Source organism: Paraburkholderia sp., from assembly GCF_047605525.1.
In the GTDB taxonomy this organism is placed as follows: Bacteria; Pseudomonadota; Gammaproteobacteria; order Burkholderiales; family Burkholderiaceae; genus Paraburkholderia.
Genome location: NZ_JASGFN010000003.1, coordinates 226,697 through 253,566, shown reverse-complemented (window position 1 = coordinate 253,566; position 26,870 = coordinate 226,697). Strand labels below are relative to the sequence as shown.

The following is a 26,870-nucleotide window of genomic DNA, read 5'->3' as shown; positions in this document are numbered from 1 at the left end:
CTAACGCGGCGGCAGCGCCTTCGACGGATCGATTGAACGGCCCTGATAGCGCAACTCGAAATGCAGCATCACGCGATCGGTATCGGTGTCGCCCATTTCGGCGATTTTCTGGCCGCGCTTGACCGATTCGCCTTCCTTCACGAGCAGCATGCGGTTGTGCGCATAAGCGGTCAGATAATCGGCGTTGTGCTTGAGGATCAGCAGATTGCCATAACCGCGCAGACCGTTGCCCGCATACACGACGGTGCCCGGCGCCGCCGCGACGACCGGCGTGCCGGCGGCCGCGGAAATGTCGATGCCCTTCGAATTGGCGCCGTCGAAGCGCCGGATTACGGTGCCGTCGGCCGGCCACACCAGCGAGATCGACGCGGGCGCGGTGGCCGGAGCGTTGTCGGCGGGCGCCGCGCGCGGCGTGGCCGACGCGCTCGCGTCGCTACCGCCGCCGCTACGTATTGTGCCGCTCGCCGATGCCGCGCCGGCGGGAGGCGCGACGCGCAGCACCTGACCGATCTCGATGCTGTCGGGATTGGTCAGGCTGTTCCAGCGCGTGATGCTCTGCACCGACTGCCGGTTCTTGCGCGCGATCTTCGAAAGCGTATCGCCCCGTTCGACCCGGTAGTAGCCCGGCGCCACCGGCGCCGACCCGCACGCGGCGAGCAGCGCGAGCAACGCGGCGCAGCCGAGTCGTCTGATTCTTGTTGTTTCCAGCATTGGACCTCGCAAAGCGCTGCCGCGCGCCGATCCCGATCACGTGGCAGAGAGAACAAAGCGTTCGATTCTAACGGTTTTGCGTTGCAGTACGCGAAAGGGGAAGCGGCGGTGTTGTGTTGGGGCTGCCGCGATCCGTCGATGCGCGAGCTCCACATGCAAACGCTGGCCGGTCGCGTCGCGAGCAGCGATCCAACCTCAATCCGTCTTCCCGACGGTAATCCGCAGTGCCGCCGTCTCGGTTTTGCCCGGCTCCAGCCAGCGCAAACCCCTGCCGTTATGAATCGCGTCCGGCAGCCCGAGCCACGGCTCGACGCAGTAGAAGTCCGATTGCGGCTTTTCGGTCCACGTCGTTACCGCGTACCAGGGCACCGAGTCCGGCCGCCGCAGGTCGATCGTGATCACGCGCTTCAGGCCCGGCGCGACCAGTCGCACCGGCTGGTCGGGCGTCCCGCTCAGGCAATGGAAGCGGTCGTGGATGCGCGCTTCGTCGAGCGTATAGCTCGGCTCACCCGGCTCGGCGGCGCTGATCGAGCCGTCATCCTGCTGATGACATCGCTCGGTGCGCGGCAGTTCGATCGTGGTCCCGGCGCGCTGCGTATGCGGCAGCGTGAAGTAGAAATGATGGCCGGCGTAATAAGGCAGCGGCGCGTCGCCGGTATTCGTGGTGGTGAGCGTCACGTCGAGCGTGCGTGCGTCGACGAGGCTGTACGCGGCCTCGAAACGGAAGCCGAACGGATAGGCCGCGCGGGTCGCTTCAGTATCCGTCAGCACCATCCGGAGGCCCGCGCCGTGTACGTCGGCGTGCGCGTCGAACGGCAGATCGCGCGCGAAGCCGTGCATCGGCAACTCGCGCACCGTGCCTTGCGCGTCGCGCCAGTAGCCGATCTTGCCGTCGACGCGATGGCGGCCGAGAAACGGAAAGAGCAGCGGATTGCCGCCGCGAATCCGCGCGGGCACGCTCCAGTCGGCGTGCTCGGGCCAATGGATCACCTCTTCGCCGTCGATCGTCCACGACAGCAGACGGCCGCCGGCTTGCGGCGAAAAGCGGAGCACGGAGTTGTCCAGGTCGATCTCGAGAATGTCCTGTTCCGGGGAGAGAGGCATGGTGGCTGAGTAGCTCTGGATAGAAGTTGAAGAGGGGGTGCCGGCAGACGCCGCGCGCGGCAAAACAGCGATTTTGCGCTGCTTTGCGCTACGGGGAAACCCTTCTCGGGAAATTGCGGGTGTCCGAAAAAGGCGCACCTTACCGATAATCTGCCAGATCGTCCGGTAATCCAATCCGGGCGCGATCGGCTCAGGAGGGCGTGATGGATATCGCAATGGCAATGGGCGTGGCCTTGTTCGGTATGTTTATGGCAAGCACGTATTACTTCTTCCACTCGCTCAAACGCTGATTCCCGCGCGCTCCCGCCTTCCGCCGAAACCCGCGCGATAGCCGCCGAATCCGAATCGATCCGGCGGCCCAGTTCCGTCAGCGCGGGTTTCGCGCAACAACTCTCCAATCACTTTCCCGCTGATTGACCGAGCGTCATCGCTCGTCGCCGGGTAGCGCAGTCCTTGCTCTCGCGTAACAACGGTTTCGAGTTGTGACGCAGCGCGTCAATATTTTTCCGAATGTGGCCTAACCGCTTGGCGCTGACTTTGCAGCCAGGCATAATCGGTGCGCCTTTGACGTGCCGCTCCTTTCGTTTGTGCGGCGCGCAGTTCCCCGACACTTTCCTTACAAGGACCGCCGCGTGAACCTGTCGTTTCTGATTTTCCTGAGCGTGCTGCAAGGCGTCACCGAACTGTTTCCGGTGAGCAGCCTCGGCCACACGCTGCTCGTGCCCGCGCTGTTCGGCATGCATATCGACAAGCATGCGCCGCAGCTGCTGCCATTTCTCGTCGCGCTCCATCTCGGCACCGCGTTCGCGTTGCTGTGGTACTTCCGCAAGCGCTGGTGCTCGCTCGTGCGCGGCTTCTTCGCGTCGCTGGGCGGCCGCCGCAACGATGACGGCCACATGATGTGGGCGCTCATCATCGGCACGATTCCGGCGGGTCTCGTCGGCCTCGTGCTGGAAAAGCGTCTCGAGCGGATTTTTCACGACCTGCGCATCGTCGCGATCGCGTTGATCGTCAACGGCGTGCTGCTGTGGTTCGGCGATCGCCTGCAACGCACGCGCGCGCATCAGGCGCCGGAGAAGCTGACGTTCCGCCAGGCGTTCTTCGTCGGCCTCGCGCAGATCGGCGCGTTGATTCCCGGCTTCTCGCGCAGCGGTCTGACGATGATCGCCGGCAACGCGGCCGGCCTCACCGCCGAGAAGGCCGCCGAGTTTTCGTTCCTGCTCGGCACGCCGATCATCTTCGCGGCCGGCGTGCTCGAATTGCCGAAGCTGTTTCATGCACCGGGCCAGCTTGCCGATGCCGTGCTCGGCGGCGTGCTGACCGCGATCGCCGCGTATCTGAGCGTGCGTTTCCTGATGCGCTATTTCGAAGGCCGCGGACGTCTCGCGTCGTTTGGCGCGTACTGCGCGATCGCGGGGATTCTGTTCCTCGGCTGGTTCATGCTGCATCCGCAGCCGGTTTGATTGCATCCGCGGCGTGCCGCCGCTCTGAAAGCGATCGGTGATAAAAGAGCGATCGGCTATAATCCGGGCCCGGCGCGGTGGCCGGAGTAGCCTGCGGAATTCGCCGTCTGCTGCCCGGTCGGTTAGAATTTCAGTCTGTAGGGAATCCGGCGGCTTTGGCAAGAGCGCGGTTTCATGCGGATATCGATCAATACGGCAGTAGCTCAGCTGGATAGAGCATCGGCCTTCTAAGCCGAGGGTCGGGGGTTCGAGCCCCTCCTGCCGTGCCAGAATCATCGAAAAAGGGTTACAGGCGTCGCGCCTGTAACCCTTTTCTCTTTTCCGCCCCCCACATGGATCAATTGAACGCGACCCCCAACGTATTTTTGCCGGGGTAGGGGTTGCGTGGCCCGGCCATCGCGAGCAGTTCCGCGTTGGTGCTCGTGGCCATTGTCAGCACGTCGGCGGCTTCGTACTAGCACACGCGTAGTTGGCTGCCGGTGGCCGCATCGTCGCCGCATCCGGTTCGGGTGATTCCCGACTCAGGAAATCGCGCGCCGCGCCGTTATCTCACGAGAACTCGCTGATGCGCCGCGCCTTCGTGCGCGCCGCGACAGCGGTCGAACAGCGGACCTGGCCGTCGGGCAACACGCGAGGCACGAGCCGGGACCCCGCCCCAAGACCCAACACCATAAGCCAGGCCGCGAGGCCAGCCCCTTAAGCGTGGCCTTGACGCCGCGCCATTCAGCCGGCCCCGCGATCCGGCGACGGAGGAACCCGCGTGAACCGACTCAGCCTCAACACCAAACTCTGGCTCGCGTTACTGATTACGTGGCTCGGCCTGCTCGGTCTCGGCGGCTGGGCCGCGTGGCAGTCGCGCGCGACGATGCTCGCCGAGCGCAAGTCGGCGGTGCAAAACGTCGTGGAAAGCGCGTACGGGATCGTGGCCGACTACGCGAAGCGCGTCGACCAGCACGAATTGACACTGGAGCAGGCGCGGCAGCAGGCGATGGCGCGGCTCGCGGCGATGCGCTATCCCGGCAGCGGCTACATGATCGTGACGACCGCGACGCCGGTCGTCATCATGCATCCGGTGCTCGCGGATCTGCGCAACAAGGACGTGTCGCATTACGCCGATACCGACGGCAAGCTGCTGTTCGTCGAGATGGTCAAAGTCGCGCAGGCGCAAGGCCAGGGTTTCGTCGACTATATGGGACGCCTGCCCGGCAACAACGGGCGCGTGCCGAAGATCAGCTTCGTCAAGCGCTTTCCCGCGTGGGACTGGTATCTGATTTCGGGCGTGTACGTGAACGACATCAACGCGGCGTTCCGCGCCGATCTGCTGCGCTACCTGCTGACGATTCTCGTGATCGGCAGCGTCAGCACCGTCGCGCTCGTGCTGATCATCCGCAACGTGAAGCGCAGCCTCGGCGGCGAGCCAGCCTATGCGGCGAGCGTCGCGGAAACGATCGCCGACGGCGATCTGTCGAATCCCGTCGCGCTGGCCGGCGACGATCAGCAGAGCATGCTGTTCGCGATGCAGCGCATGCAGGGGCGCCTCGCCGACGCGATCCGGCGCATTCGCGGCGGCACCGAAACGATCACGGTCGCGGCCGAGGAAATCGCGGCGGGCAATCTCGATCTGTCGGCGCGTACCGAGCAGCAGGCGTCGTCGCTCGGTCAAACGGCGGCGAGCATGGAGCAGCTCACCGCGACGGTCAAGCAGAACGCCGACAACGCGTTGCAGGCAAACCGGATGGCGCTGTCGGCCTCGCAGCTCGCGGGCGAGGGCGGCGAAGCCGTGCAGCACGTAGTCGCGAACATGCAGAGCATCGCGGCGAGCTCGGCGCGCGTCGTCGACATCATCGGCGTGATCGAGAGCATCGCGTTTCAGACCAATATCCTCGCGCTGAATGCGGCTGTCGAAGCGGCGCGCGCCGGCGAGGAAGGGCGCGGTTTCGCGGTGGTCGCGGGCGAGGTGCGCAATCTCGCGCGCCGCAGCGCCGACGCGGCGAAGGAGATCAAGAGCCTGATCGAGGATTCGGTCGAACGCGTCGGCAGCGGCAAGGCGCTCGTCGAGAAGGCGGGCGGCACGATGGATTCGCTCGTCGACGCGGTCAAGCGCGTGACCGACATCATCAGCGAGATTTCGGCCGCCTCCGAGGAGCAGAGCCGCGGCATCGAGCAGGTCAATCTGGCGATCGCGCAAATGGACGAGACCACGCAGCAGAACGCGGCGATGGTCGAGCAGGCCGCGGCCGCCGCGCAATCGATGCAGGAGCAGGCGCAGATGCTGCGCGACGTCGTCAACAGGTTCAGGTTGCAGGGAACCGCGGTCTGAGCGGCTGATCGCGCGGGATGCCGTACGCCGTCGATGCGCCGCCCAAAAAAAGTGGGCAGCCGAAGCTGCCCGTCAAAGGTCCCGCCATGCGGAACCGGTCAGTCCTGTTAGCGGCAGCGTGCTCCGCTACGCGCGATTTCCCGCTCGTTACTGTTTGATGTTCAACGCCGCCGTCAGATCGCCCATCGGTTTGCCGCCGTTGCTCGCGAGCGCCGCGTCGCGCGCGGCGATGCCGGGCAGCGTCGGCAGCGAGAAGCGGCGCGTGATGAAGCGCAGGATCGACGTCGTGTCGTACTGCGTGTGATCGACGTAACCCTTCTTCGCGTACGGCGACACGATCAGCGCCGGAATGCGCGTGCCCGGTCCCCAGCGGTCGGCCTTCGGCGGCGCGACGTGATCCCAGAAGCCGCCGTTTTCGTCGTAGGTCACGACGACCAGCATGTTGTTCCACTGCGGGCTCTTCTGCAGATGCGCGATCACGTCCGCGATGTGCTGGTCGCCCGACGCAACATCGGTATAACCCGCGTGCTCGTTCAGATTGCCCTGCGGCTTGTAGAACGACACCTGCGGCAGCGTGCCCGCGTCGATCGCCTTGATGAACTCCGAGCCGCCGAGACCGCCGTCGAGCAGATGCTGCGCGCGGTTCGCGGTGCCGGGCGCCAGATCCGCGAAGTAATTGAACGGCTGATGATGCGGCTGGAAGTTCGGCGCGCTCAGATTCGCGCCGTAGATCACGTTCGACGTGCCGTTCTGCGCGGCCGACACCGCCGCGCCCCACGCGCCGCCGTACCATGCCCACGACACTTTCGCGTCGTTCAGCAGATCGCCGATGTGGCGCTGCGTCTGCGGCGGCAACGTGGTGGCCTGCGACGGATCGGCGAGATTCGCGTCGCCGCCCGAGGCCGCCTTGTTGCCGCTCGGCTGGTACGGCGGCTGCATCGTGTTGATCGCGTAGAAGTCCGGCGTCAGGTTGCCCGACAGCACGTACTTCGGCGGGCCGTCGAGCGCCGAGGCCGGCGAGTTCGACGCGACCTTCAGCGTCACGCCATCGCTTTCGACCGCCGACACCGAGCCGGCCGCCGGGCTCCTGTCCGCGTTCGGATAGAGCGGCGTGCACGCGCAGACGAGCCACTGGTGATTGAGGAACGAACCGCCGAACGCGCCCATGAAGAAATTGTCGGCGAGCGTGTATTGCTGCGCGGTCTTCCACAGCGGCAGCTTGTCGGCGTTCAGCGAGTAGTGGCCCATCACGAGGCCGCCCGAGTCCGCCCACGCGGCGAACTTGTCGTTCCTGCCGCCGTTGATCTGCATCTGGTTCTCGTAGAAGCGGTGATACAGGTCGCGCGTCGTCGCGGTGATCGGCGTGTTGAAGCCGTTCGGATCGTCGATCGCAAACGGGCTGTTCGGCAGACTGGCCGTCATCGCCTCGGTGACGACGGGCGTCACGCCGGTCTGCGTGAGGCCGTTCCAGACGAGCGGCAGCGTCGCGAGCGGCGTGCCGTTGCGGTCGACCTGCGTCGAATTCGCCGCGTTCACGTTCTGCAGGCCGTTCGCGCCGGGGAAGTTGCCGTACAGATTGTCGAAGCTGCGGTTCTCCGCGTAGATCACGACGACCGTCCTGATCGATGTGATGTCTGGTTGCGTGACTTCGCTGCCGCCGCATGCATACAGGCTCAACGCCGCCGCGATCACAATGGGCGTCGCGCGGATCAGTTTCTTGTTCATCGAATAGGTTCTCACTCTCGCGTTGGGGACGGGCCGCGCGCTGGCTGATAGCAGCGGCGTGCCGGCGAAAGTTTGGCGTCAGAATTTGACAGGGAGATGTAATTAATTACAGATCTATTCGGATCCGTAGTTTTTCGTATGGCTAATGTCATGTAATAGACATGCAAACGAAATACGCTGGTTGGCTTCGATATCGTGGATTCATAGTGGGCATATGCGGCTGGATCTGGCGGGAGAGTGGGGCGAAGGGGCGTGGCCGGCGCGCGGGATGGCGGCGAGCGTGCGTCGGGCGATGGTCCTGGCGTTGGCCACGGCGGGTTTGACGGCGATGCTGGCGGCTTGCGATAGCCGCGTGTCCGGGGCGGATGCGAGTGCGGGCCCGAGCGTGGATACGAGCGCTGGCGCCGACGCGAAGACGGCCGGCGCCGGTCAGACTCGCGCGCAGGTTTACGAATCGGTGCGGCAAATGACGGCGCTCGGCAAACGGATCTTCTTCGATCCCACGCTATCCGGCTCGGGCAAGCTCGCCTGCGCGTCGTGCCATAGTCCGGAGCATGGCTTTGCGCCGGCCAATGCGCTGTCCGTGCAACTGGGCGGCCACGACATGCGGCGCGCCGGCCTGCGCGCGGCGCCGACGCTCAAGTATCTGCAATCGGTGCCGGCGTTCGCCGAGCACTATCACGAGTCCGACGACGAAGGCGACGAAAGCGTCGATGCCGGCCCGACCGGCGGCCTGACGTGGGACGGCCGCGTCGATCGCGGCAGCGAACAGGCGCGCATTCCGCTGCTGTCGCCGTTCGAGATGGGCAGCTCGCCCGCGCGCGTGAGCGCGGCGGTCAAGGCCGCGCCGTATGCCGACGCGTTTCGCAAGGCGTTTGGCGAACACATTTTCGACAGCGACGACGCAACCTTCAAAGCCGTGCTGCAGGCGCTCGGCACGTTCGAGCAGACGCCCGAGCTGTTCTATCCGTACACGAGCAAGTACGACGCGTACCTGGCCGGCAACGCGCGGCTCACCGCCGCCGAGCTGCGCGGTCTCCAGCTTTTCAACGACGAGCGCAAGGGCAACTGCGCGAGCTGCCACATCAGCCAGCGTACGAAGGACGGCGCGCCGCCGCAATTCAGCGACTTCGGCCTGATCGCGATCGGCGTGCCGCGCAACCGCGCGTTGCCGGCGAATCGCGATCCGCATTTCTACGATCTCGGCGCGTGCGGACCGGAGCGCACCGACCTGAAGGGACGCGACGAATTCTGCGGCATCTTCCGCACGCCGACGCTGCGCAACGTCGCGCTGAAGCAGAGCTTCTTCCACAACGGCATCTACCATTCGCTCGAGCAGGTGGTGCGGTTTTACGCCGAGCGCGACACGAACCCGGAGAAGTTCTATCCGGTCGTGCACGGCAAGGTGCGCAAGTTCGACGATCTGCCGCGGCGCTACTGGGCCAACCTGAATACCGACCCGCCGTTCGATCGCAAGCTGGGCGACCGGCCCGCGCTCGACGAAGCCGAGATCGCCGACGTGGTCGCGTTTCTGAAGACGCTGACCGATGGGTATCAGGCGGCCGGCTCCGCGACGGCGATGACCACCGCCACTGCCACTGCCGTGCATTGACGGCACGGTTCCGGCGGCGGGCGGCTCACCCGCTACGTCGCCACTCGCGCCCGGGCTCCCGAACCGTGCATGCTATGCTTTTGAGGTCTGGATCAAAAGCCTTCGCATGCGCGCGCCGCGCTCACTTTCGAGGAGAACCCTTCATGTCGATGCGAACCCGTGTGCTGTTCCGCCTGAGTACCGCGAGCCTGCTGCTTGGCGCCGCACTCGGCGCGCAAGCGGCGAACCTCGGTTTTCTGAACGACACGCCGATCACCTACATGAAACAGCGCGACGTCGACTCGATCAAGCACACGATCTTCAGCGCGCTCAACGACAAAAAGGATGGCGAGAGCCTGACCTGGGTCAACGACGGCACCGGCAACAGCGTGAAGATCGACGCGACCATCACGATGGGCAATACCGCCAACGAGGGCGCGCGCACCTGCCGCGACGTCGCCGTGGTGCTCAACGCGAAGGGGCAATCGGTGCACCTGAAACCGACCTTCTGCAAGGCGGGCGGCAGCGTCTGGCAACTGCAGAAAAAATGACGATGCGCAAGACGATGGCGGCGCGGCTTCGCGCCGTGCGCCGTTGCGGCAGGGCGCGGCGATGAGCCCACGGACCGTCTCGTGCGGGATCGTGCTGCTCGACCCGAACGGGCGCGTGCTGCTTGCGCACGCTACGGAAACGACGCACTGGGACATCCCGAAAGGACAGGGCGAGGACGGCGAGGCGCCGCACGTGACGGCGCTGCGCGAGATGGTCGAGGAGACCGGCATCGCGCTCGAGCCCGAACGTCTGAAGGATCTGGGCCTGTTCGTCTACCGGCGCGACAAGGATCTGCATCTGTTCGCCGCGCGCGCGAGCGCCGGCGAGCTCGATCTGAGCGGCTGCACCTGCACGTCGCTGTTTCCGCGCCGCTCGGACGGCACGCTGATCCCCGAGATGGACGCTTACCGCTGGGCGTCGATCGACGAAATCCCGCACTATGCGAGCCGCAGTCTCACGCGGCTCTTCGAGACGACGCTGTCGCTCGCGGACCTGCATCGGTCGCTGTGATCCGATGCGTGGGCGCTCCGCCTAGTCGAGCGCGCGGTCGTTCGGATGCGCGAACAGCGCGCGGTTGGCATCCGACAGCGGGAAATTGAGGTTGATGCCGAGTGGCGGGATTGGCTGCGTGAACCATTGCCTGTACAGGCGTTCGGCGTCGCCGGAGGTTTGCAGGCGCGCGATCACGCGGTTCACGAGATCGCGGAACGGCTCGTCGCCCTTGCGGAACATGCACGCGTAGACCTCGTAGCCGAGCGGCGTGCCCGTGACGATGAAATCGTCCGGATGCGGGTCGGTCGCCTTGAAGCCGTAGACGATCGGCTCGTCCATCACGAAGGCCGCCGCGCGGCCTTCCTTGAGCGCGCTAAACGCTTCCTGGTGATCGCGCACGCTGGTGATGCGCATGTTCAACTGCTTGTCGGTATTGAGGCGGCGCAGCAGCCGTTCGTCGGACGTGCCCGCGGTCGTCACGACCGGCTTGCCGGCCAGATCGGCGAAATCGGTGATGCCGCTGTTCCTGCGCGCGATCATACGCACCGCGTACTGGAAGAAGCTGTTCGAGAACGCGGCGACGTTTTCGCGCTCGACCGTGTGCGTGGTCGAGCCGCACTCCAGATCGATCTGGTTGTTCATCAGCATCGGCGTGCGATTCGACGACGTCACCGTTACTTCGTGAATCCGCAGTTGCGGCATATTGAGCGTTTTTCTGATTTCGTCGACGATCTGCAGCGCGATCGTCTGCGAGTAGCCGACCGTGCGCTTGCCGTCGAAATACGAGAATGGAATCGACGCTTCGCGCACGCCGAGCACGACCACGCCGTCGTCGTGGATCTTTCTCAGCGTGCCGGTCAGTTCGTCCGCGCGCGCCGCGCCGGCGAGCGCGACCGTGCCACATGCGGCGAGCGCCACGAGCATGCCGCGCATGCCGCGTGCGATTCGAACCATGCCCCCGGTACCTGCCCCGCAGCGGGCCGCAACTTTCATCGGACCTCCCGGACCGGCGCGCTCGGGCGAGCGCGCAGTGAGTGTCGATCGAACCTCATGCAACCATCATGTAACGAAACGGCGTGCATCTCGTGAACGAAATGCACGCCGTATTCAACCCGGCGCATTCAGACAGGATCGGCCAGAACGCGATGGATGTCATTACCATCACCTTACGCCGGCTTACCCCAACTGTCGCGCAGACTGACGATGCGATTGAATACGGGCTTACCCGGCTGCGAATCGACGCGGTCGGCGACGAAGTAGCCGTGGCGTTCGAACTGGTAGCGCTGCTCCGGCAACGCATGGTGCGCGCCCGTTTCGAGGTAGGCCTGGACCACGCGCTTCGAATCCGGATTCAGCGCCTCGAGAAAGTCGCGGCCGCCGGCGTCCGGTTGCGGTTCCCTGAACAGCCGGTCGTAGATGCGCACCTCGGCCGGGCAGGCGGCCTCTGTGCTGACCCAGTGGATATTGCCCTTGACCTTGTAGTTGTTCGCGCCTTCGGTGCCCGACTTGCTGTCCGGAAAGTAATTGCAGTGCACGGCGACCACGTTGCCGTTTTCGTCCTTGTCCGCGTGCGTGCATTCGATCACGTAGCCGTAGCGCAGACGCACCTTGTTGCCCGGGAACAGGCGGAAGTAGCCCTTCGGCGGCGTCTCGGTGAAGTCCTCGCGCTCGATCCACAGTTCGCGCGAAATCGGGAACTCGCGCACCCCCTGTTCCGGGTGATGCGGATGCACCGGTGCTTGGCACGGCTCCGTGAGGCCTTCGGGGAAGTTGTCGATGATCAGCCTGACCGGATCGAGCACGGCGGCGATGCGCGGCGCCTTGTCGTCGAGATCGTCGCGCAGCGCGCCTTCGAACACGCTCATGTCGATCCACGAATCGACCTTGGTTACGCCGATGCGCTCGCAGAACAACTGGATCGACTCGGGCGTGAAGCCGCGCCGCCGCACGCCGACGATGGTCGGCATGCGCGGGTCGTCCCAGCCGTCCACGTAACCTTCGTTGACCAGTTGCAGCAGCTTGCGCTTGCTGGTGATCGCGTAGGTCAGGTTCAGGCGCGAGAATTCGATTTGCTGCGGCAGCGGACGCGTGAAGACGCCGGCCTCGGCGAGCTCGTTCAGAATCCAGTCGTAGAGCGGCCGATGGTCCTCGAACTCGAGCGTGCACAGCGAATGCGTGATGTTTTCGAGCGCGTCCGAGATGCAGTGGGTGTAGTCGTACATCGGATACACGCACCAGGCGTCGCCGGTGCGGTAGTGATGCGCGAAGCGGATCCGGTAGATCACCGGGTCGCGCATGTTGAAGTTCGGCGAGGACATGTCGATCTTCGCGCGCAGCACGTGCTCGCCTTCCTTGAACTCGCCCGCCTTCATGCGGCGGAACAGGTCGAGGTTTTCCTCGACCGGGCGCTCGCGGAAGCGCGACGGCGTGCCGGGCTCGGTGGCCGAGCCGCGGTTCGCGCGGATTTCCTCGGCCGACTGGCTATCCACGTACGCCTTGCCGCGCTGGATCAGCAGTTCGGCGAATTCGTAGAGCTTGTCGTAGTAGTCGCTCGCGTAATACAGATGCTCGTGGTTGCCCTTCTTCCATTCGAAGCCGAGCCAGGTCACCGCGTCGATGATCGAGTCGACGTATTCGACGCTTTCCTTTTCCGGATTGGTGTCGTCGAAGCGCAGATGGCACACGCCGCCGTAGCTGCGCGCGACGCCGAAGTTCAGGCAGATGGCCTTCGCGTGACCGATATGCAGATAGCCGTTCGGCTCGGGCGGGAAGCGCGTTTCGACGCGCTGGCTCCATTTGCCGGTGCGGTTGTCGTCGTCGATGATGTTGCGGATGAAATTGGATGCCGCTGGCGCGTCGTTGCGTTCGGTATTCATGCGAGAAGATGAGAGTCCGTGGGAGCGCGCAATGCGCCCGCTAAGCATTCAATTCTACCTGACGCATTCGCTCGCGGCAGGTGGTTGCGGCGCGCAGCCAACGGTGGGGCGGGTTCGACGCGGGGGGGCTGCTCGTCCGATCGGAGGCGCGGGCGGCAAGGAGTTGCCCGGCGGTGCTCGAACCCGCGCTGTAACAGGAGGTAAAACGGGTTGGCGGGCTTTGCGGCGGCGGCTTAGGATGCCTGCGGCGCGGGCATGGCTTGCCCCGGCGTATGGGGCGAGGCGCACGCCCGGGTGGATGCCGGCTTGCGCATGAATCGCATGTCTATATGTCCGCATGTCCGCATCGCGAGCGCGTGGGCCTTTACGGCTGCATCGTGCGCCCACTGTCTCGGGACCGGTTGTCTCTGGTCCTCGCGGACCGTTCGACACGCACCATTCGGCGGGGTCACGTAGGCTTGCCGCCTTGCGCGAACCGCCGCCGCGCGTGCACCATGCTCGCCTCGTTGCCGGAGTTTTCTCGGATGCCTGTCCCGACGCACGGCGCGTTTCGCGCGCCTTTCGCTTGCGCTAAAGCTAGCGCCCGTTTTTCTTCCCGAACCCGCATCGCGCTGGCTTCGGCGTGGTTCGCCGCGCTTGCCGCAAGCCTTGCCGCGCCGCTTCCCGCCGTCGCGAAAACGCCGCCGCCGAAGCCGGCGCTCGATGCGTCGGCGCTCGCCGTGCCCGATAGCTACAGCGCCGATGCCGCACAGCAGATCTTCGCCGCGGGCGGCAACGCCGTGGATGCCGCCGTCGCGATCGCCTTCACGCTCGCCGTCACGCGGCCGGATGCGGGCAATATCGGCGGAGGCGGGTTCATGACGCTGCTCGTCGACGGCAAGCCGTATTTCCTCGACTATCGCGAGCGCGCGCCGCAGCAGGCGACCCGCGACATGTACGTCGACGACAAGGGCAATGTCGTACCGGGCATGAGCACGGTCGGGCATCGCGCGGTGGCGGTGCCGGGCACCGTCGACGGCATGTGGGAAGCGCAGCGGCGTTTCGGCAAGCTCAAATGGAAGCAGGTGCTCGCACCCGCGATCCATTACGCGACCGACGGCTTCCAGGTTGACGCGCGGCTGCAGCAGCGCCGCGATGCCGCGGCGAAAAACTTCGCCGGCCGCACCAATTTCGATGCGTATTTCGGGCACCTGAAAGCGGGCGCGACGCTGCGTCAGCCGGAACTCGCGCAGACGCTGTCGCGGATCGCCAGCGACGGCGGCCGCGAGTTTTACGAAGGCCGCAGCGCGGAGCTGATCGCCACGCAGATGTACGGTCACGGCCTCATCACGAAGCAGGACCTGAGCGAGTACAAGGCGGTGTGGCGCGAACCGCTCGCCGCCGACTGGAACGGCTACCGCGTGATTACCGCGCCGCCGCCGAGCTCGGGCGGCATCGGATTGATCCAGATGCTGAAGATGCGCGCCGATCTGCAGCCTGCGTTCGACGGCCTCGCGCTGAATTCGGCGCAGTACATCCACCTGATTGCGCAGATCGAGGACCGCGTGTTCGCGGACCGGCAGCGCTATCTCGGCGATCCGGACGCGAACCCGGTGCCGGCCGCGAAGCTGATCGACGACGCGTACCTCGCGCAACGCGCGGGCGAGGTCAAAGCCGACGAAGTGCCGGGCGCGGCGCCGGTCAATCCCGGTCTCGGCGACGCGGCGGCGGAGAAGGCGCAGACCACGCATTTCTCGGTGGTCGACAAATGGGGCAACGCGGTGTCGAACACCTACACGCTGAACGGCGATTTCGGCTCGGGCGTCGTGGTGGACGGCGGCGGTTTCCTGCTGAACGACGCGATGGACGATTTCGTCGTCAAACCGGCTGGCACGGCTGCCACGCCGGGCGCGGCCGATGCCGATCTCAACACGATAGCGCCGGGGCGCCGGCCGCTTTCATCGATGACGCCGACGCTCCTGCTGAAGGACGGCAAGGTGGTGCTCGCGATCGGTACGCCCGGCGGCTCGCGCATCCTGACGACGCTTTTCCAGGTGATGACGAACCTGTACGACTTCGGCATGACGCCGACGGACGCGCTTGCCGCGATGCGTTTCCATCATCAGTTGCTGCCGCGCAAGACGATCTACTTCGAGCCGTATCATCCTGTGCCGGACGAACTGGCCGCGCAGTTGAAGGCGCTCGGCTACACGCTCGAGCAGCAGTCGTTCAACGGCGACGTGCAGATGATCCGCGTCGACGGCACGATGCCCGAGCCGGCGAGCGATCCGCGCGGCGCCGGGGTGGCGCGGGTGGTACGGTAGAGCGCGGATGGACGGCGATGGTAGAAGACGGACCCCGCTACAAACAGGCGGACGATAGACGAAGGGCGGGGAACACGATGACCGAACGCAAACTGAACGCCCTCGTGCTGCCGGGATACCTGAACTCCGGCGCCGGTCACTGGCAAACCCGCTGGGAAGCGCTCGATCCGGCGTTCGTCCGCGTGCGGATGCCGGACTGGCACCATGCGTCGCGCGACGCATGGTGCCGCGCGCTCGATGCCGCGGTCGCCGCCGCCGATGCGCCGGTCGTGTTCGCCGCTCATAGTCTCGGCTGCCTGACCACGGCGTTCTGGGCGTTGCAATACGCGAGCGCGGCGCAACTCGCGAAGGTGGCCGGCGCGCTGCTGGTCGCGGTGCCCGATCCCGCCGGGCCGCATTTCCCACCGGAGGCGACCGGCTTCGCGCCGGTGCCGCTCACGCGGCTGCCGTTCGCGACCATCGTCGTGGCGAGCAGCGATGATCCGTATGGCGGCGTGCCGTTTTCGCAAACCTGTGCGAACGCATGGGGCAGCCGCTGGATCGACCTCGGCGCGCGCGGCCATATCAATGCGGACAGCGGTCTCGGCGACTGGGACGAAGGGCGGCGCTGGCTGGCTTCGTTGGGAACGGCGCGTTGAGCTTGCCGTGAGGCGGACGTCGCGTTTCCGCATCCCAGCCCATGCCTATCCTCAAATCACCGACTTCCCCCTCAGCTCCGCGATCTTCCGCGCGTCATACCCAAGCACGTCGCGCAGCACACGTTCGGTGTGCTCGCCGAGCAGCGGCGGATGGCTCGACGCCTGCGGCGGCGTGCCGGTCATATTGATCGGGTTGCGCACGAGCTTGACCGTGCCGCCCGACGGATGCGGCAGATCGACCTGCAGTCCGCGCGCGACTACCTGCTCGTTCTCGAATACTTCATTGAGATCATTGATCGGCCCGCACGGCACGCCCGCCGCTTCGAGCGCGGCGATCCATTGCTGCTTGCCCCGCAGGCGGACCATGTCAGCGAGAATCGGCACGAGGATGTCGCGGTTGCGCACGCGCGCCGGGTTGGTCGCGAAACGGTCGTCGTCGGCGAGTTCCGGGCGGCCGCCCACTTCGACGAATTTGCGGAACTGGCCGTCGTTGCCGACCGCGACGATGATCCAGCCGTCGCTCGTCTGGAAGGTCTGGTAGGGCACGATGTTTGGATGCGCATTGCCCCAGCGCACCGGCGGCCGGCCGCTCGCGAGGTAGTTCGAGTTCATGTTGGCGAGCATCGCGACCTGCACGTCGAGCAGCGCCATGTCGATGTATTGCCCTTCGCCCGTGCGGTCGCGGTGCGTGAGCGCGGTGAGCACGGCAATCGTCGAATACATGCCGGTCATCAGATCGGCGATCGCGACGCCGGCCTTCTGCGGGCCGCCGCCCGGCTGGCCGTCGCGCTCGCCGGTGATGCTCATGAAGCCGCCGATGCCCTGCACGATGAAGTCGTAGCCCGCGCGCTGCGCGTACGGACCGGTCTGCCCGAAGCCCGTGACCGAGCAGTAGATCAGATCGGGCTTCACCTGCTTCAGCGATTCGTAGTCGAGCCCGTACTTTTTCAGTTGCCCGACCTTGTAGTTCTCAAGCACCACGTCGCTTTGCGCGGCGAGTTCGCGGATGATCCGCTGGCCCTCGGGCGACGCGATATCGACCGTGACCGAGCGCTTGTTGCGGTTCGCCGCGAGGTAGTAGGCGGCTTCGCGCGTATCGGTGCCTTCCGGCGTTTTCAGATAGGGAGGCCCCCAGTGGCGGGTGTCGTCGCCGGCTTCGGGGCGTTCGATCTTGATGACGTCGGCGCCGAAATCGGCAAGCGTCTGCGCGCACCACGGGCCGGCGAGCACGCGGGTGAGATCGAGCACGCGGATGTGACTGAGAGCGCCCATATTCCTGAATGTCTCCTGGTGTACGCAGACGGCGCGCGAGGCGCCGTGCGATGTTTCGTGCGAAGTTTCGTGGAAAGCCATCTTAAGCGATTCCCGCGCTCGGGCGCAGTCGGCCAAACGTCATAGCGCGCATCGGACGGGAGGACATCGCGCGGCGCTGTCTCATCGGGCGCGCCCGGCCCTGGCCGGATGGCCAGGCGCGCTGTTGCACTGCCCCGCGCAGTGCCGCGCACGCTTGCCGATCCCGTATAATCAGTCGTTTAAGAAACAGACAGTTGGCGCATCCCACAGACCGCCAGTTACAGTCAGGAACCGTCAGGACCGTCCCCCGCCCGCTATGAAAGCCGCTGAAATCCGCGAGAAATTCCTCAAGTTCTTCGAATCGAAGGGCCACACGATCGTCCGTTCGTCGAGCCTCGTGCCCGGCAACGACCCGACGCTGCTCTTCACCAATTCGGGGATGGTGCAGTTCAAAGATGTGTTCCTCGGCGCGGAGTCGCGTCCGTATTCGCGCGCTACCACCGCGCAGCGCAGCGTGCGCGCCGGCGGCAAGCACAACGACCTCGAGAACGTCGGCTACACCGCGCGCCATCACACGTTCTTCGAAATGCTCGGCAACTTCTCGTTCGGCGACTACTTCAAGCGCGACGCGATCCACTACGCGTGGGAACTGCTGACCGAAGTCTACAAGCTGCCCAAGGAGAAGCTCTGGGTCACCGTATATCAGGAAGACGACGAAGCGCACGACATCTGGGCGAAGGAAGTGGGCGTGCCGGTCGAGCGCATCATCCGCATCGGCGACAACAAGGGCGCGCGCTACGCGTCGGACAACTTCTGGCAGATGGCCGACACCGGCCCGTGCGGCCCGTGCTCGGAAATCTTCTACGACCACGGCCCGGACGTGTGGGGCGGGCCGCCGGGGTCTGCCGAGGAAGACGGCGACCGCTATATCGAGATCTGGAATCTCGTGTTCATGCAGTTCAACCGCGACGCGCAAGGCAACATGACGCCGCTGCCCAAGCAGTGCGTCGATACCGGCATGGGCCTCGAGCGTATCGCCGCGGTGCTGCAGCACGTGCACAGCAATTACGAGATCGACCTGTTCCAGGCGCTCATTCAGGCGGCCGGCCGTGAAACCGGCGTGACCGATCTGAGCAACAACTCGCTGAAGGTGATCGCCGATCACATCCGCGCGTGCTCGTTCCTGATCGTCGACGGCGTGATTCCGGGCAACGAGGGCCGCGGCTACGTGCTGCGCCGTATCGTGCGCCGCGCGATCCGCCACGGCTACAAGCTCGGCAAGAAGGGTTCGTTCTTCCATCGGCTCGTCGCCGACCTCGTCGCGCAGATGGGCGACGCTTACCCGGAACTGAAGCAGGCCGAGCAGCGCGTGACCGACGTGCTGCGTCAGGAAGAAGAGCGCTTCTTCGAGACCATCGAGCACGGCATGTCGATTCTGGACGCGGCACTGGCCGATCTCGAAGCCGCGGGTAGCAAAAGCGGCGGCAAGACGCTCGACGGCGAACTCGCATTCAAGCTGCACGACACCTACGGTTTCCCGCTGGACCTGACCGCTGACGTGTGCCGCGAGCGCGGCGTGACGGTCGACGAACCCGCGTTCGACGAAGCGATGGCGCGTCAGCGCGAACAGGCGCGTGCGGCGGGCAAGTTCAAGATGGCGCAGGGCCTCGAATACTCGGGCGCGAAAACCACGTTCCACGGCTACGAGGAAATCGTCTTCGACGACGCGAAGGTGGTCGCGCTGTACGTGGACGGCGCCTCGGTGCAGCAGGCGCACGCCGGCCAGCAGGCGGTCGTCGTGCTCGATCACACGCCGTTCTATGCGGAGTCGGGCGGGCAGGTCGGCGACCAGGGCGTGCTCGCCAACGCCAGCACGCGCTTTGCCGTCGTCGACACGCTGAAGGTGCAGGCCGACGTGGTCGGCCATCACGGCACGCTCGAGCAGGGCACGCTGAAGGTCGGCGACGTCGTCAAGGCCGAAATCGACGCGGTGCGCCGTGCCCGCACGGCCCGCAACCACTCGGCCACGCATCTGATGCACAAGGCGCTACGCGAGGTGCTCGGTTCGCACGTGCAGCAGAAAGGCTCGCTCGTCGATGCTGAGAAGACCCGCTTCGACTTCGCGCACAACGCGCCGATGACGGACGAGCAGATTCGCCGCGTCGAGGAAATCGTCAACGCCGAAGTGCTGGCCAACGCGCCCGGTATCGTGCGCGTGATGCCCTACGACGAAGCGGTGAAGGGCGGCGCGATGGCGCTGTTCGGCGAGAAGTACGGCGACGAAGTGCGCGTGCTCGACCTCGGCTTTTCGCGAGAATTGTGCGGCGGCACGCACGTGAACCGCTCGGGCGACATCGGTCTCTTCAAGATCGTGATGGAAGGTGGCGTGGCGGCGGGTATCCGCCGGGTGGAAGCGATCACCGGCGACAACGCGGTGCGTTACGTGCAGGACCTCGAAGGGCGCGTCAACGCGGCCGCCGCGGTGTTGAAGGCGCAGCCGTCGGAACTGACCCAGCGGATCAGCCAGGTGCAGGACCAGGTGAAGGCGCTCGAGAAGGAACTGGGCGCGCTGAAGTCGAAGATGGCGTCGAGCCAGGGCGACGAACTCGCGGGCCAGGCAATCGAAGTCGGCGGCGTGCACGTGCTCGCGGCGACGCTCGACGGCGCGGACGTGAAGACACTGCGCGAAACGGTCGACAAGCTCAAGGACAAGCTGAAGAGCGCGGCCATCGTGCTGGCGTCGGTCGATGGCGGCAAGGTGAGCCTGATCGCCGGCGTAACGGCCGACGCAAGCAGGAAGATCAAGGCTGGCGAACTGGTCAACTTCGTCGCCCAGCAGGTCGGCGGCAAGGGCGGCGGCCGTCCGGACATGGCCCAGGCCGGCGGTACCGAACCGGCCAGGCTGCCTGCGGCGCTCGCGGGCGTCAAGGCATGGGTCGAAGGGCAGCTTTGACGGATCGCGGACCGGGTCATCGCAGCGCCCGCCGGCTGGCGTCGCGAGCGTTCGATGGTCTTCCCGGTTCGATGAACGTGTAACGTCGATCAGGCAGGCAATGAAACCTAAACATCCGGCCGGCGCCAGTCAGAAGAAAGTCCAGCTATTGCTGGACTCGCACAATAAGCGCTTCAAGCAGGCTTATGCCGCGGGACGGTATGACGAAGCGCTGAAAGCCAGCATGCAGGCGGCGCGAATCGCGCCCAATCTTGCACAGCCCTGGATCGACGCGGCCGCCTGTCATGTCAAATACAACCGCTGGGACGACGTCATCGCCTGCGCGAACAATGCGCTCGCGCGCAAAGGCGCTACGCTTGCACTGTTCGACGCGCTGTCGCATGCATGGGGCAGCAAGGGTGTGCCCGAGGAGGTACGCCGCTGGGGCAATGAGGCATTGACATTGCGCGCCGCGAAGTTCGACCTCCCGCCCGCGTTCGGGCACGACACGCTGGCCGCGCCGCTCCCACCCGCGCCCAGCGAGGCGACGCGCGAACATAACCTGATTGCGTTCTCGCTGTTTGGCGCCAGTTCGAAATACTGCGAAACAGCAGTGCTCAATGCGACCGAACAGGCGCGCATCTATCCGTATTGGCGCTGTCGCTTCTATATCGACGGGACGGTGCCCGATCATGTCGTCGAACGCCTGCTTCAGGCGGGCGCCGAAGTCGTGCCGGTGGATGCCGGACTGAAGCGCTGGCCCGGCCCGATGTGGCGTTTCGCGGCGTACGATACGCCGGGTCTGCATCGCGTGCTGTTTCGCGATGCCGATTCAGTCATCAGTGAGCGGGAAGCCGAAGCCGTTGCGGAATGGATCGCGAGCGATCGCCATTTCCATCACATGCGCGATGCCGCAACGCATACCGAATTATTGCTGGCCGGGTTGTGGGGTGTCTGCGCGGGAGCGTTGCCACCGATGCAGAAACTGGTCGAACGCGCATTGTCGCGGCCGCTCGAGTCGTTGCACTTCGCCGATCAGTTTTTCTTGCGCGAGCATGTCTGGCCGTACGCGCGCCAAAGTCTGCTACAGCACGATTCCATGTTCGGCTTTATGGACGCGCGGCCATTTCCGGGCGGCCCTGCGCCGAGCGGCTTCCACGTCGGGTATGGAGAAGGGACGCCGTTCTTCAACATCGAGACCGATCTGGCCGATGGCACGCCGATCCATTGGGAACTGGTGGCGACGTCCGACGCGCATACCACGCTGATTTGCCGCTACCCGGGCGTCATCAATGGTGGCTTCGCGCGGGGGCATCTGCCGGCGCGTTACGCGCAGCAACTCCAGCAGGGAATATTGACTGTCCTCATCAAGCCCGATTGAAATAATTCGCAACGTTCATACCGTCCGCGGGCGAGTCTGCCGTTTCTGTTTCTTTCCGCGCCTCCACCAGCGTCCGCCGCAACGCATTGAGCGCCGACGAAAAATGTCCGCGCCGCCAGACCAGCAGCGTATCGATCACCCCGATATCGGGCAGCGCATGCACCGCGATATTGCTCGCATCGGTCTGCAGATCGAGCACCGAGCGCGGCGCGACCGCGACGCCGGCGCCCGCCGCCACGCACGCGACGATCGCATGATAGGAGCCCAGCTCCAGCACGCGCGCCGGCCGCACGCCGTGTTCCAGATACCACTTCTCGATATACGCCCGGTACGCACAGCCGCGCTCGAATGCGATCAGCGTCGACAGCGCGATGTCGCTCACTTCCCGGATCGCCCGATGTCCGCGCGGCGTCAGCATCACCAGTTCCTCGCGAAAGATCGGCACGGTCTCGAACAGGTCGCCGAGGGTGGCCGGTTCGAGTGGCGTCGCGACCAGCGCGGCATCCACTTCGAATTCGCGCACCCGCTCGATCAGCTTGCCGGTCGTGCCCGTCTCCAGTTCCAGCGCGACGGCCGGCCACTGCTGGTGATATTGCGCGAGCAGGGCCGGCAGACGCGTGGCCGCGACGCTTTCCATCGTGCCGAGCCGCAGCCGCCCGCTCGGGCGATCCTCGCGCACCGCGTGACGCGCTTCGTCGGCGAGCGCGAGCAGGCGCTCCGCGTAGGGCAGCAGCGTTTCGCCGGCCGGCGTCAGCACGAGACGGCGGCCGTCGCGAATGAACAGGTCGGTGCCGAGCTGCTCCTCGAGCTGCTTGATGCGCGTCGTCACGTTCGATTGCACGCGATTGAGCTTGGCGGCGGCGCGCGTCACGCCGTTTTCCCGCACGACGGCGCGAAAGATGGTCAGGGCGGCCAGATCCATCATTCTCTCCTGGCGATGGTTGATATCCGAATTATTCATTTTTAGAGATAACTCGGTCAAGTTAACATGGCTTCAATTCACCGTTGCCTTATCGTCCAATCATGAACAACCTCGCCTCCCGCGCGTCCGAACGCCGGCACGAACCTCACGCCGCCCGGCGCGCGGCGCTTGCCTGCATGGCGACCTTGGCGGTCGCGCTCGGCATCGGGCGCTTCGCGTTCACGCCGCTGCTGCCGCTGATGCTCCACGGCGCCGTGCTCGGCCAGCCGCAGATCGACATCCAGCACGGCGGCTGGCTCGCATCCTTCAATTACGCCGGCTATTTCGTCGGCGCGGTGACGTGCGCGGCGCTGCGGGTCGAGCCGGCGCGCATAGTGCGCGTGGGGCTCGTCGCGACCGTGCTGCTGACGTTCGTGATGGGCGTCACCGGCCAGTTCTGGGTGTGGTCGCTGGCGCGCTTCATCGCCGGCGCGGTCAGCGCGTGGACTTTCGTGTTCGCGTCCCAGTGGGGCTTGCGGCGGCTTGCCGAACTCGGGGCCAACGCATGGGGCGGCGTGATCTATACGGGGCCGGGCGTGGGCATCGTCGGGACGGGTTTGCTGGTCAGCGCCGCGGGCGGCTATGGCGCCACGGTCGGGTGGATCGGCTTCGCGGTGATCGGCGCGGTGCTGTCGGCGCTGGTCTGGCCGGTATTTGGCGATGCGCCGCGCGCGGCGGCAGGCGTTGCGAAGTCCAGCGCCGCCGCAGGTTCCGCGACACGATCCAATGCCGCCACGAACCCGCCGCGCGCGGCCCGCGCTCACCCGGGCCCCGTGGTCCATCGCGCCGACGCGTTCTGGCTGGTCCTGCTTTACGGCATCCCCGGCTTCGGCTACATCATTACGGCGACGTTCCTGCCGGTCATCGCGCGCCATGCGCTGCCGGGCTCATCGTGGCCGGACCTGTTCTGGCCGATGTTCGGCGCGGCACTGATCGTCGGCGCATTGCTGGCCGCGCGTCTGCCCGTGCATTGGGATAACCGCGCGCTGCTCGCCGGCAGTTACGTGCTGCAGGCGATCGGTATCGCACTCGGCATCGTCTGGCCGACGGCGGGCGGTTTTTCGCTCGGCAGCATCCTGATCGGTCTGCCGTTCACCGCGATCACGTTGTTTGCGATGCGCGAGGCGCGGCGTCTGCGCGGCGACGACGCGGCCGGGCTGATGGGCTATGCGACGGCGGCTTACGGCATCGGCCAGATCGCCGGTCCGCTGGTGGCCGCGCCGATTGCCGCGCACACGGGATCGTTCTCGCCGGCGTTGTGGCTGGCGGCGGGCGCGCTGCTGGCGGGCGCGGCCGGGCTCGTCGTGGTGGCGCGCGTGCCGCGCGGCCCTGACGGCATGCCGGATTGACCCCGAAACCCCGCCACCGCCCCGGCGCACCGCCCAAACCGTCACCCATGAAACAAATCTCGCACGCTCGCACTAAAATGACCGCTTTCCGTCATCCCCATGCGCCTGTCGCCGGGTGCGTCGTGCCACCATGCAACATTTCGCGTCCGACAACTACGCCGGCATCTGTCCCGAAGCGCTCGACGCGCTGATCGCCGCCAACAACAGCGGCCACGAGCCGGCCTATGGCGACGATTCCTGGACCAACCAGGTGTGCGACCGTCTGCGCGACCTGTTCCAGACCGATTGCGAAGTGTTCTTCGTGTTCAACGGCACCGCGGCCAATTCGCTCGCGCTCGCGTCGCTGTGCCAGTCGTATCACTCGGTGATCTGCCACGAACTCGCGCACATCGAAACCGACGAATGCGGCGGCCCCGAATTCTTCTCGGGCGGCTCGAAGTTGCTGACGGCGCCGGGCAGCGGCGGCAAGCTCACGCCCGATGCGATCGAAGCCGTCGTCACGCGGCGCGCCGATATCCACTATCCGAAGCCGAAAGTCGTCACGCTGACGCAGTCGACTGAAGTCGGCACCGTCTACAGCGTCGAGGAAGTGCGCGCGATCGCCGCGATTGCGAAGCGCCGTCATCTGAAGGTGCATATGGACGGCGCGCGTTTCGCGAACGCGGTCGCCGCGCTCGACGTGCATCCGTCGGAGATCACGTGGCGCGCCGGCGTCGACGTGCTGTGCTTCGGCGGCACGAAGAACGGCTTGCCGGTCGGCGAGGCCGTGGTGTTCTTCGATCGCGCGCTCGCCGACGATTTCGCCTATCGCCTGAAGCAGGCGGGGCAACTCGCGTCGAAGATGCGCTTCATCTCCGCGCCGTGGCTCGGCCTGCTCGACAACGACGTGTGGCTGCGCAATGCGCGTCACGCGAACGCGATGGCGCGTCTGCTGCAAACGCGGTTGCAGGAAATTCCGGGTGTGAGCATCATGTTTGCGAGCGAATCGAACGCGGTCTTCGCGCAGTTGCCGCCGCGCGCCGCCAAAGCGATGCGCGCGCGCGGCTGGAAGTTCTACGAGTTCATCGGCGCGGGCGGCTGCCGGCTGATGTGCGCGTGGGACACGCAGCCCGAAACGGTCGAGCGTTTCGCCGCCGAGGTGCGCGAGCTGTGCGCCGCGTGATGAAGCGCGAATGAAGCACGAATGAAGCGCGACCGGCCTCGGCCCCGCGTCGACGAACAGGCATGACCTTCGACGCTTTCACTCACCCGTCCCGTCGCCAGCGCACACCGCCAAACCGCACCCCCACCATCAGCCACAGACACGAAACAAAGAGACGTCCCCCGCCATGACCGAGTACCGATTCTGTCCCCGCTGCGCGAAGCCGCTGACCGAACGCGCCGACCCCGAACACGAGGGCGGCCGCATCCGCCAGAGCTGTCCCGATATCGAGTGCGGCTATGTCCACTGGAACAACCCGCTGCCGGTCGTCGCCGCGATCGTCGAGTACGAGGGCAAGGTCCTGCTCGCGCGCAATGCCGCGTGGCCGGAGGGCATGTTCGCGCTGATCACCGGTTTCCTCGAAAACGGCGAGACGCCGGAGCAGGGCATCGCGCGCGAAGTGCTCGAAGAGACGTCGCTGCACGCGGAATCGGTCGAGCTGATCGGCGTCTACGAATTCATCCGCAAGAACGAGCTGATCATCGCGTATCACGTGAAGGCGCACGGGACGGTCTCGCTGTCGCCGGAGTTGCTCGAATACCGGCTGGTCGAGCCGGCGAAGCTGCGGCCGTGGCGCGCCGGCACGGGCCAGGCGCTCGGCGAATGGATGCGGCGGCGCGGTCTGCCGTTCGAGTTCGTCGAGCGGCCGGGGCAATGACATGCGCGACGCGGCACGGCTGAACGCATCGCGCGATGGATGGGCGGCGCAACCCGCACCGGACGGCACGCCAACCGAACCAGCGAACGGTTCATCCACGTCAATCAGCGGTCAATGAGCGCACGCTCAGGGAGAAGCAACGACATGGCCTACATTTACTACCTGACCCACATTCATCTGGGCTACGACGCACTGTCGCAACTGTCGTCCGAATGCGCGCGCATCGGCATCGGGCGTCCCCTCGTGATCAGCGACAAGGGCGTGGTCGCGGCCGGCATCGCGCGGCGCGCGCTCGACGCGCTGCAGCTCGGCGACGTGCCGCTCTTCGACGACACGCCGTCGAACCCGACCGAGGAGAGGGTGCTGGCCGCCGCGCGGATGTATCGCGACGAGGGCTGCGACGGGCTGATCGCGGTCGGCGGCGGCTCGTCGATCGATCTCGCGAAGGGCGTCGCGATCGCGGCCACGCATCCGGGGCCGCTCACGCAGTACGCGACGATCGAGGGCGGCAGCGCGAAGATCACCGACGCGGTCGCGCCGCTGATCGCGATTCCGACCACCGCCGGCACCGGCAGCGAGGTGGCGCGCGGCGCGATCGTGATCCTGAACGACGGCCGCAAGCTCGGCTTTCACTCGTGGAATCTGCTGCCGAAATCGGCGCTGTGCGATCCCGGGCTCACGCTCGGCTTGCCGCCGGGCCTGACGGCCGCGACCGGCATGGATGCGATCGCGCATTGCATCGAAACTTTCCTCGCGCCGGCCTTCAATCCGCCCGCCGACGGCATCGCGCTCGACGGGCTCGAGCGCGCATGGCACAGCATCGAGCGCGCGTGCGCGGACGGCGCCGATCGCGAAGCGCGTCTGAACATGATGAGCGCGTCGATGCAGGGCGCGATGGCGTTCCAGAAGGGGCTCGGCTGCGTGCACTCGCTGTCGCATCCGTTGGGCGGGTTGAAGGTGAACGGCCGCACGTCGCTGCATCACGGCACGCTGAACGCGGTCGTGCTGCCCGCGGTGCTGCGCTTTAACGAGCGCGCGCCGAGCGTGGTGGCCGAGCGCCGCTATGCGCGGATGCGTCGCGTGATGGGTTTGCCGGATCACGCGGATCTCGCGCAGGCGCTGTTCGACATGACGGCGAGGCTCGGTTTGCCGACCGGCCTCAAGCAGATGGGGGTCGACGAGAGCATGTTCGACAAGGTCGTGCAGGGCGCGCTGCTGGACCATTGCCATCGCACGAATCCACGCGAAGCGAGCGCCGACGACTATCGCCGCATGCTGACCGAGTCTCTTTGACGTTCGTATCGACACACCCGACAAACT

At 65.9% G+C, this 26,870-nt stretch carries 20 protein-coding genes and 1 tRNA gene; 14 read left to right on the top strand and 7 right to left on the bottom strand.

What is annotated here, in order from left to right; all coding sequences use genetic code 11:
• Entirely contained in the window at positions 1-711 is a 711-nt protein-coding gene (locus QM685_RS05475; protein WP_415113512.1) for a peptidoglycan DD-metalloendopeptidase family protein, read from the bottom strand.
• A gap of 195 nt (positions 712-906) precedes the next feature.
• Positions 907-1,815: an aldose epimerase gene (locus tag QM685_RS05470; protein ID WP_415113510.1), complete on the bottom strand. Its 909-nt coding sequence runs from the start codon at positions 1,813-1,815 to the stop codon at positions 907-909.
• A gap of 632 nt (positions 1,816-2,447) precedes the next feature.
• Here QM685_RS05470 and QM685_RS05465 point away from each other — a divergent pair.
• From QM685_RS05465 to QM685_RS05455, 3 genes are all read left to right on the top strand, one after another.
• Positions 2,448-3,278, top strand: a complete 831-nt coding sequence (locus QM685_RS05465; protein WP_415113508.1) for an undecaprenyl-diphosphate phosphatase — start codon at positions 2,448-2,450, stop codon at positions 3,276-3,278.
• A gap of 192 nt (positions 3,279-3,470) precedes the next feature.
• A tRNA-Arg gene (locus tag QM685_RS05460) sits at positions 3,471-3,547 on the top strand.
• A 491-nt stretch (positions 3,548-4,038) separates the two neighbouring features.
• Entirely contained in the window at positions 4,039-5,598 is a 1,560-nt protein-coding gene (locus QM685_RS05455) for a methyl-accepting chemotaxis protein (RefSeq protein ID WP_415113506.1), read from the top strand.
• Between the two features lie 147 nt (positions 5,599-5,745).
• On the opposite strand, the gene QM685_RS05450 is transcribed toward QM685_RS05455, so the two are convergent.
• Entirely contained in the window at positions 5,746-7,323 is a 1,578-nt protein-coding gene (locus tag QM685_RS05450) for an acid phosphatase (RefSeq protein ID WP_415113504.1), read from the bottom strand.
• A gap of 268 nt (positions 7,324-7,591) precedes the next feature.
• On the opposite strand from QM685_RS05450, the gene QM685_RS05445 reads away from it, so the two are divergent.
• The 3 genes from QM685_RS05445 (at position 7,592) to QM685_RS05435 (ending at position 9,976) form a co-directional block, all read left to right on the top strand.
• Positions 7,592-8,935, top strand: a complete 1,344-nt coding sequence (locus QM685_RS05445; RefSeq protein WP_415113991.1) for a cytochrome-c peroxidase — start codon at positions 7,592-7,594, stop codon at positions 8,933-8,935.
• Positions 8,936-9,078: 143 nt separating this feature from the next.
• A complete protein-coding gene (locus tag QM685_RS05440) occupies positions 9,079-9,465 on the top strand; it encodes a hypothetical protein (protein WP_415113502.1) in 387 nt (128 codons plus the stop codon).
• Positions 9,466-9,526: 61 nt separating this feature from the next.
• The gene (locus tag QM685_RS05435; protein WP_415113500.1) at positions 9,527-9,976 is read left to right on the top strand and encodes an NUDIX hydrolase; all 450 of its coding nucleotides are present in this window, start codon (positions 9,527-9,529) and stop codon (positions 9,974-9,976) included.
• A 21-nt stretch (positions 9,977-9,997) separates the two neighbouring features.
• Here QM685_RS05435 and QM685_RS05430 read toward each other — a convergent pair whose 3' ends face one another.
• Both QM685_RS05430 and QM685_RS05425 read right to left on the bottom strand, forming a co-directional pair.
• The gene (locus QM685_RS05430) at positions 9,998-10,912 is read right to left on the bottom strand and encodes a transporter substrate-binding domain-containing protein (RefSeq protein ID WP_415113498.1); all 915 of its coding nucleotides are present in this window, start codon (positions 10,910-10,912) and stop codon (positions 9,998-10,000) included.
• Between the two features lie 212 nt (positions 10,913-11,124).
• Positions 11,125-12,834, bottom strand: a complete 1,710-nt coding sequence (locus QM685_RS05425; RefSeq protein WP_415113496.1) for a glutamine--tRNA ligase/YqeY domain fusion protein — start codon at positions 12,832-12,834, stop codon at positions 11,125-11,127.
• Between the two features lie 524 nt (positions 12,835-13,358).
• On the opposite strand from QM685_RS05425, the gene ggt reads away from it, so the two are divergent.
• Positions 13,359-15,137, top strand: a complete 1,779-nt coding sequence (gene ggt / locus QM685_RS05420; RefSeq protein ID WP_415113494.1) for a gamma-glutamyltransferase — start codon at positions 13,359-13,361, stop codon at positions 15,135-15,137.
• A gap of 77 nt (positions 15,138-15,214) precedes the next feature.
• A complete protein-coding gene (locus QM685_RS05415; protein ID WP_415113492.1) occupies positions 15,215-15,775 on the top strand; it encodes an RBBP9/YdeN family alpha/beta hydrolase in 561 nt (186 codons plus the stop codon).
• Positions 15,776-15,826: 51 nt separating this feature from the next.
• Here QM685_RS05415 and QM685_RS05410 read toward each other — a convergent pair whose 3' ends face one another.
• Positions 15,827-17,047: a CaiB/BaiF CoA transferase family protein gene (locus QM685_RS05410; RefSeq protein ID WP_415113490.1), complete on the bottom strand. Its 1,221-nt coding sequence runs from the start codon at positions 17,045-17,047 to the stop codon at positions 15,827-15,829.
• Between the two features lie 337 nt (positions 17,048-17,384).
• Here QM685_RS05410 and alaS point away from each other — a divergent pair, with 337 nt between their 5' ends.
• A complete protein-coding gene (gene alaS, locus QM685_RS05405; protein WP_415113488.1) occupies positions 17,385-20,021 on the top strand; it encodes an alanine--tRNA ligase in 2,637 nt (878 codons plus the stop codon).
• 100 nt (positions 20,022-20,121) lie between these two features.
• Entirely contained in the window at positions 20,122-21,381 is a 1,260-nt protein-coding gene (locus tag QM685_RS05400) for a hypothetical protein (RefSeq protein ID WP_415113486.1), read from the top strand.
• Here the strand turns inward: QM685_RS05400 and QM685_RS05395 are convergent.
• Positions 21,368-22,303, bottom strand: a complete 936-nt coding sequence (locus QM685_RS05395) for a LysR family transcriptional regulator (protein WP_415113989.1) — start codon at positions 22,301-22,303, stop codon at positions 21,368-21,370. The two genes, QM685_RS05400 and QM685_RS05395, sit on opposite strands and share 14 nt — an antisense overlap.
• 101 nt (positions 22,304-22,404) lie before the next feature.
• On the opposite strand from QM685_RS05395, the gene QM685_RS05390 reads away from it, so the two are divergent.
• The 4 genes from QM685_RS05390 (at position 22,405) to QM685_RS05375 (ending at position 26,843) form a co-directional block, all read left to right on the top strand.
• A complete protein-coding gene (locus QM685_RS05390) occupies positions 22,405-23,691 on the top strand; it encodes a YbfB/YjiJ family MFS transporter (protein ID WP_415113484.1) in 1,287 nt (428 codons plus the stop codon).
• Between the two features lie 130 nt (positions 23,692-23,821).
• The gene (locus QM685_RS05385) at positions 23,822-24,853 is read left to right on the top strand and encodes a threonine aldolase family protein (protein WP_415113482.1); all 1,032 of its coding nucleotides are present in this window, start codon (positions 23,822-23,824) and stop codon (positions 24,851-24,853) included.
• A gap of 166 nt (positions 24,854-25,019) precedes the next feature.
• Positions 25,020-25,550 carry an NUDIX domain-containing protein gene (locus tag QM685_RS05380; RefSeq protein ID WP_415113480.1) on the top strand — a complete coding sequence of 177 codons (531 nt, stop codon included), beginning with the start codon at positions 25,020-25,022 and terminating at the stop codon, positions 25,548-25,550.
• A 144-nt stretch (positions 25,551-25,694) separates the two neighbouring features.
• Positions 25,695-26,843 (top strand): iron-containing alcohol dehydrogenase, encoded by a 1,149-nt coding sequence (locus QM685_RS05375; protein ID WP_415113478.1) that lies wholly within the window; start codon positions 25,695-25,697, stop codon positions 26,841-26,843.
• Positions 26,844-26,870: the final 27 nt, after the last annotated feature.

Coding starts and splice junctions, on each gene's coding strand:
- QM685_RS05475 (WP_415113512.1), bottom strand. CDS start 711: ATGCTGGAAACAACAAGAATCAGACGACTCGGCTGCGCCGCGTTGCTC.
- QM685_RS05470 (WP_415113510.1), bottom strand. CDS start 1,815: ATGCCTCTCTCCCCGGAACAGGACATTCTCGAGATCGACCTGGACAAC.
- QM685_RS05450 (WP_415113504.1), bottom strand. CDS start 7,323: ATGAACAAGAAACTGATCCGCGCGACGCCCATTGTGATCGCGGCGGCG.
- QM685_RS05445 (WP_415113991.1), top strand. CDS start 7,592: ATGGCGGCGAGCGTGCGTCGGGCGATGGTCCTGGCGTTGGCCACGGCG.
- QM685_RS05440 (WP_415113502.1), top strand. CDS start 9,079: ATGTCGATGCGAACCCGTGTGCTGTTCCGCCTGAGTACCGCGAGCCTG.
- QM685_RS05435 (WP_415113500.1), top strand. CDS start 9,527: ATGAGCCCACGGACCGTCTCGTGCGGGATCGTGCTGCTCGACCCGAAC.
- QM685_RS05430 (WP_415113498.1), bottom strand. CDS start 10,912: ATGGTTCGAATCGCACGCGGCATGCGCGGCATGCTCGTGGCGCTCGCC.
- QM685_RS05425 (WP_415113496.1), bottom strand. CDS start 12,834: ATGAATACCGAACGCAACGACGCGCCAGCGGCATCCAATTTCATCCGC.
- ggt (WP_415113494.1), top strand. CDS start 13,359: ATGCCTGTCCCGACGCACGGCGCGTTTCGCGCGCCTTTCGCTTGCGCT.
- QM685_RS05415 (WP_415113492.1), top strand. CDS start 15,215: ATGACCGAACGCAAACTGAACGCCCTCGTGCTGCCGGGATACCTGAAC.
- QM685_RS05410 (WP_415113490.1), bottom strand. CDS start 17,047: ATGGGCGCTCTCAGTCACATCCGCGTGCTCGATCTCACCCGCGTGCTC.
- alaS (WP_415113488.1), top strand. CDS start 17,385: ATGAAAGCCGCTGAAATCCGCGAGAAATTCCTCAAGTTCTTCGAATCG.
- QM685_RS05400 (WP_415113486.1), top strand. CDS start 20,122: ATGAAACCTAAACATCCGGCCGGCGCCAGTCAGAAGAAAGTCCAGCTA.
- QM685_RS05395 (WP_415113989.1), bottom strand. CDS start 22,303: ATGGATCTGGCCGCCCTGACCATCTTTCGCGCCGTCGTGCGGGAAAAC.
- QM685_RS05390 (WP_415113484.1), top strand. CDS start 22,405: ATGAACAACCTCGCCTCCCGCGCGTCCGAACGCCGGCACGAACCTCAC.
- QM685_RS05385 (WP_415113482.1), top strand. CDS start 23,822: ATGCAACATTTCGCGTCCGACAACTACGCCGGCATCTGTCCCGAAGCG.
- QM685_RS05380 (WP_415113480.1), top strand. CDS start 25,020: ATGACCGAGTACCGATTCTGTCCCCGCTGCGCGAAGCCGCTGACCGAA.
- QM685_RS05375 (WP_415113478.1), top strand. CDS start 25,695: ATGGCCTACATTTACTACCTGACCCACATTCATCTGGGCTACGACGCA.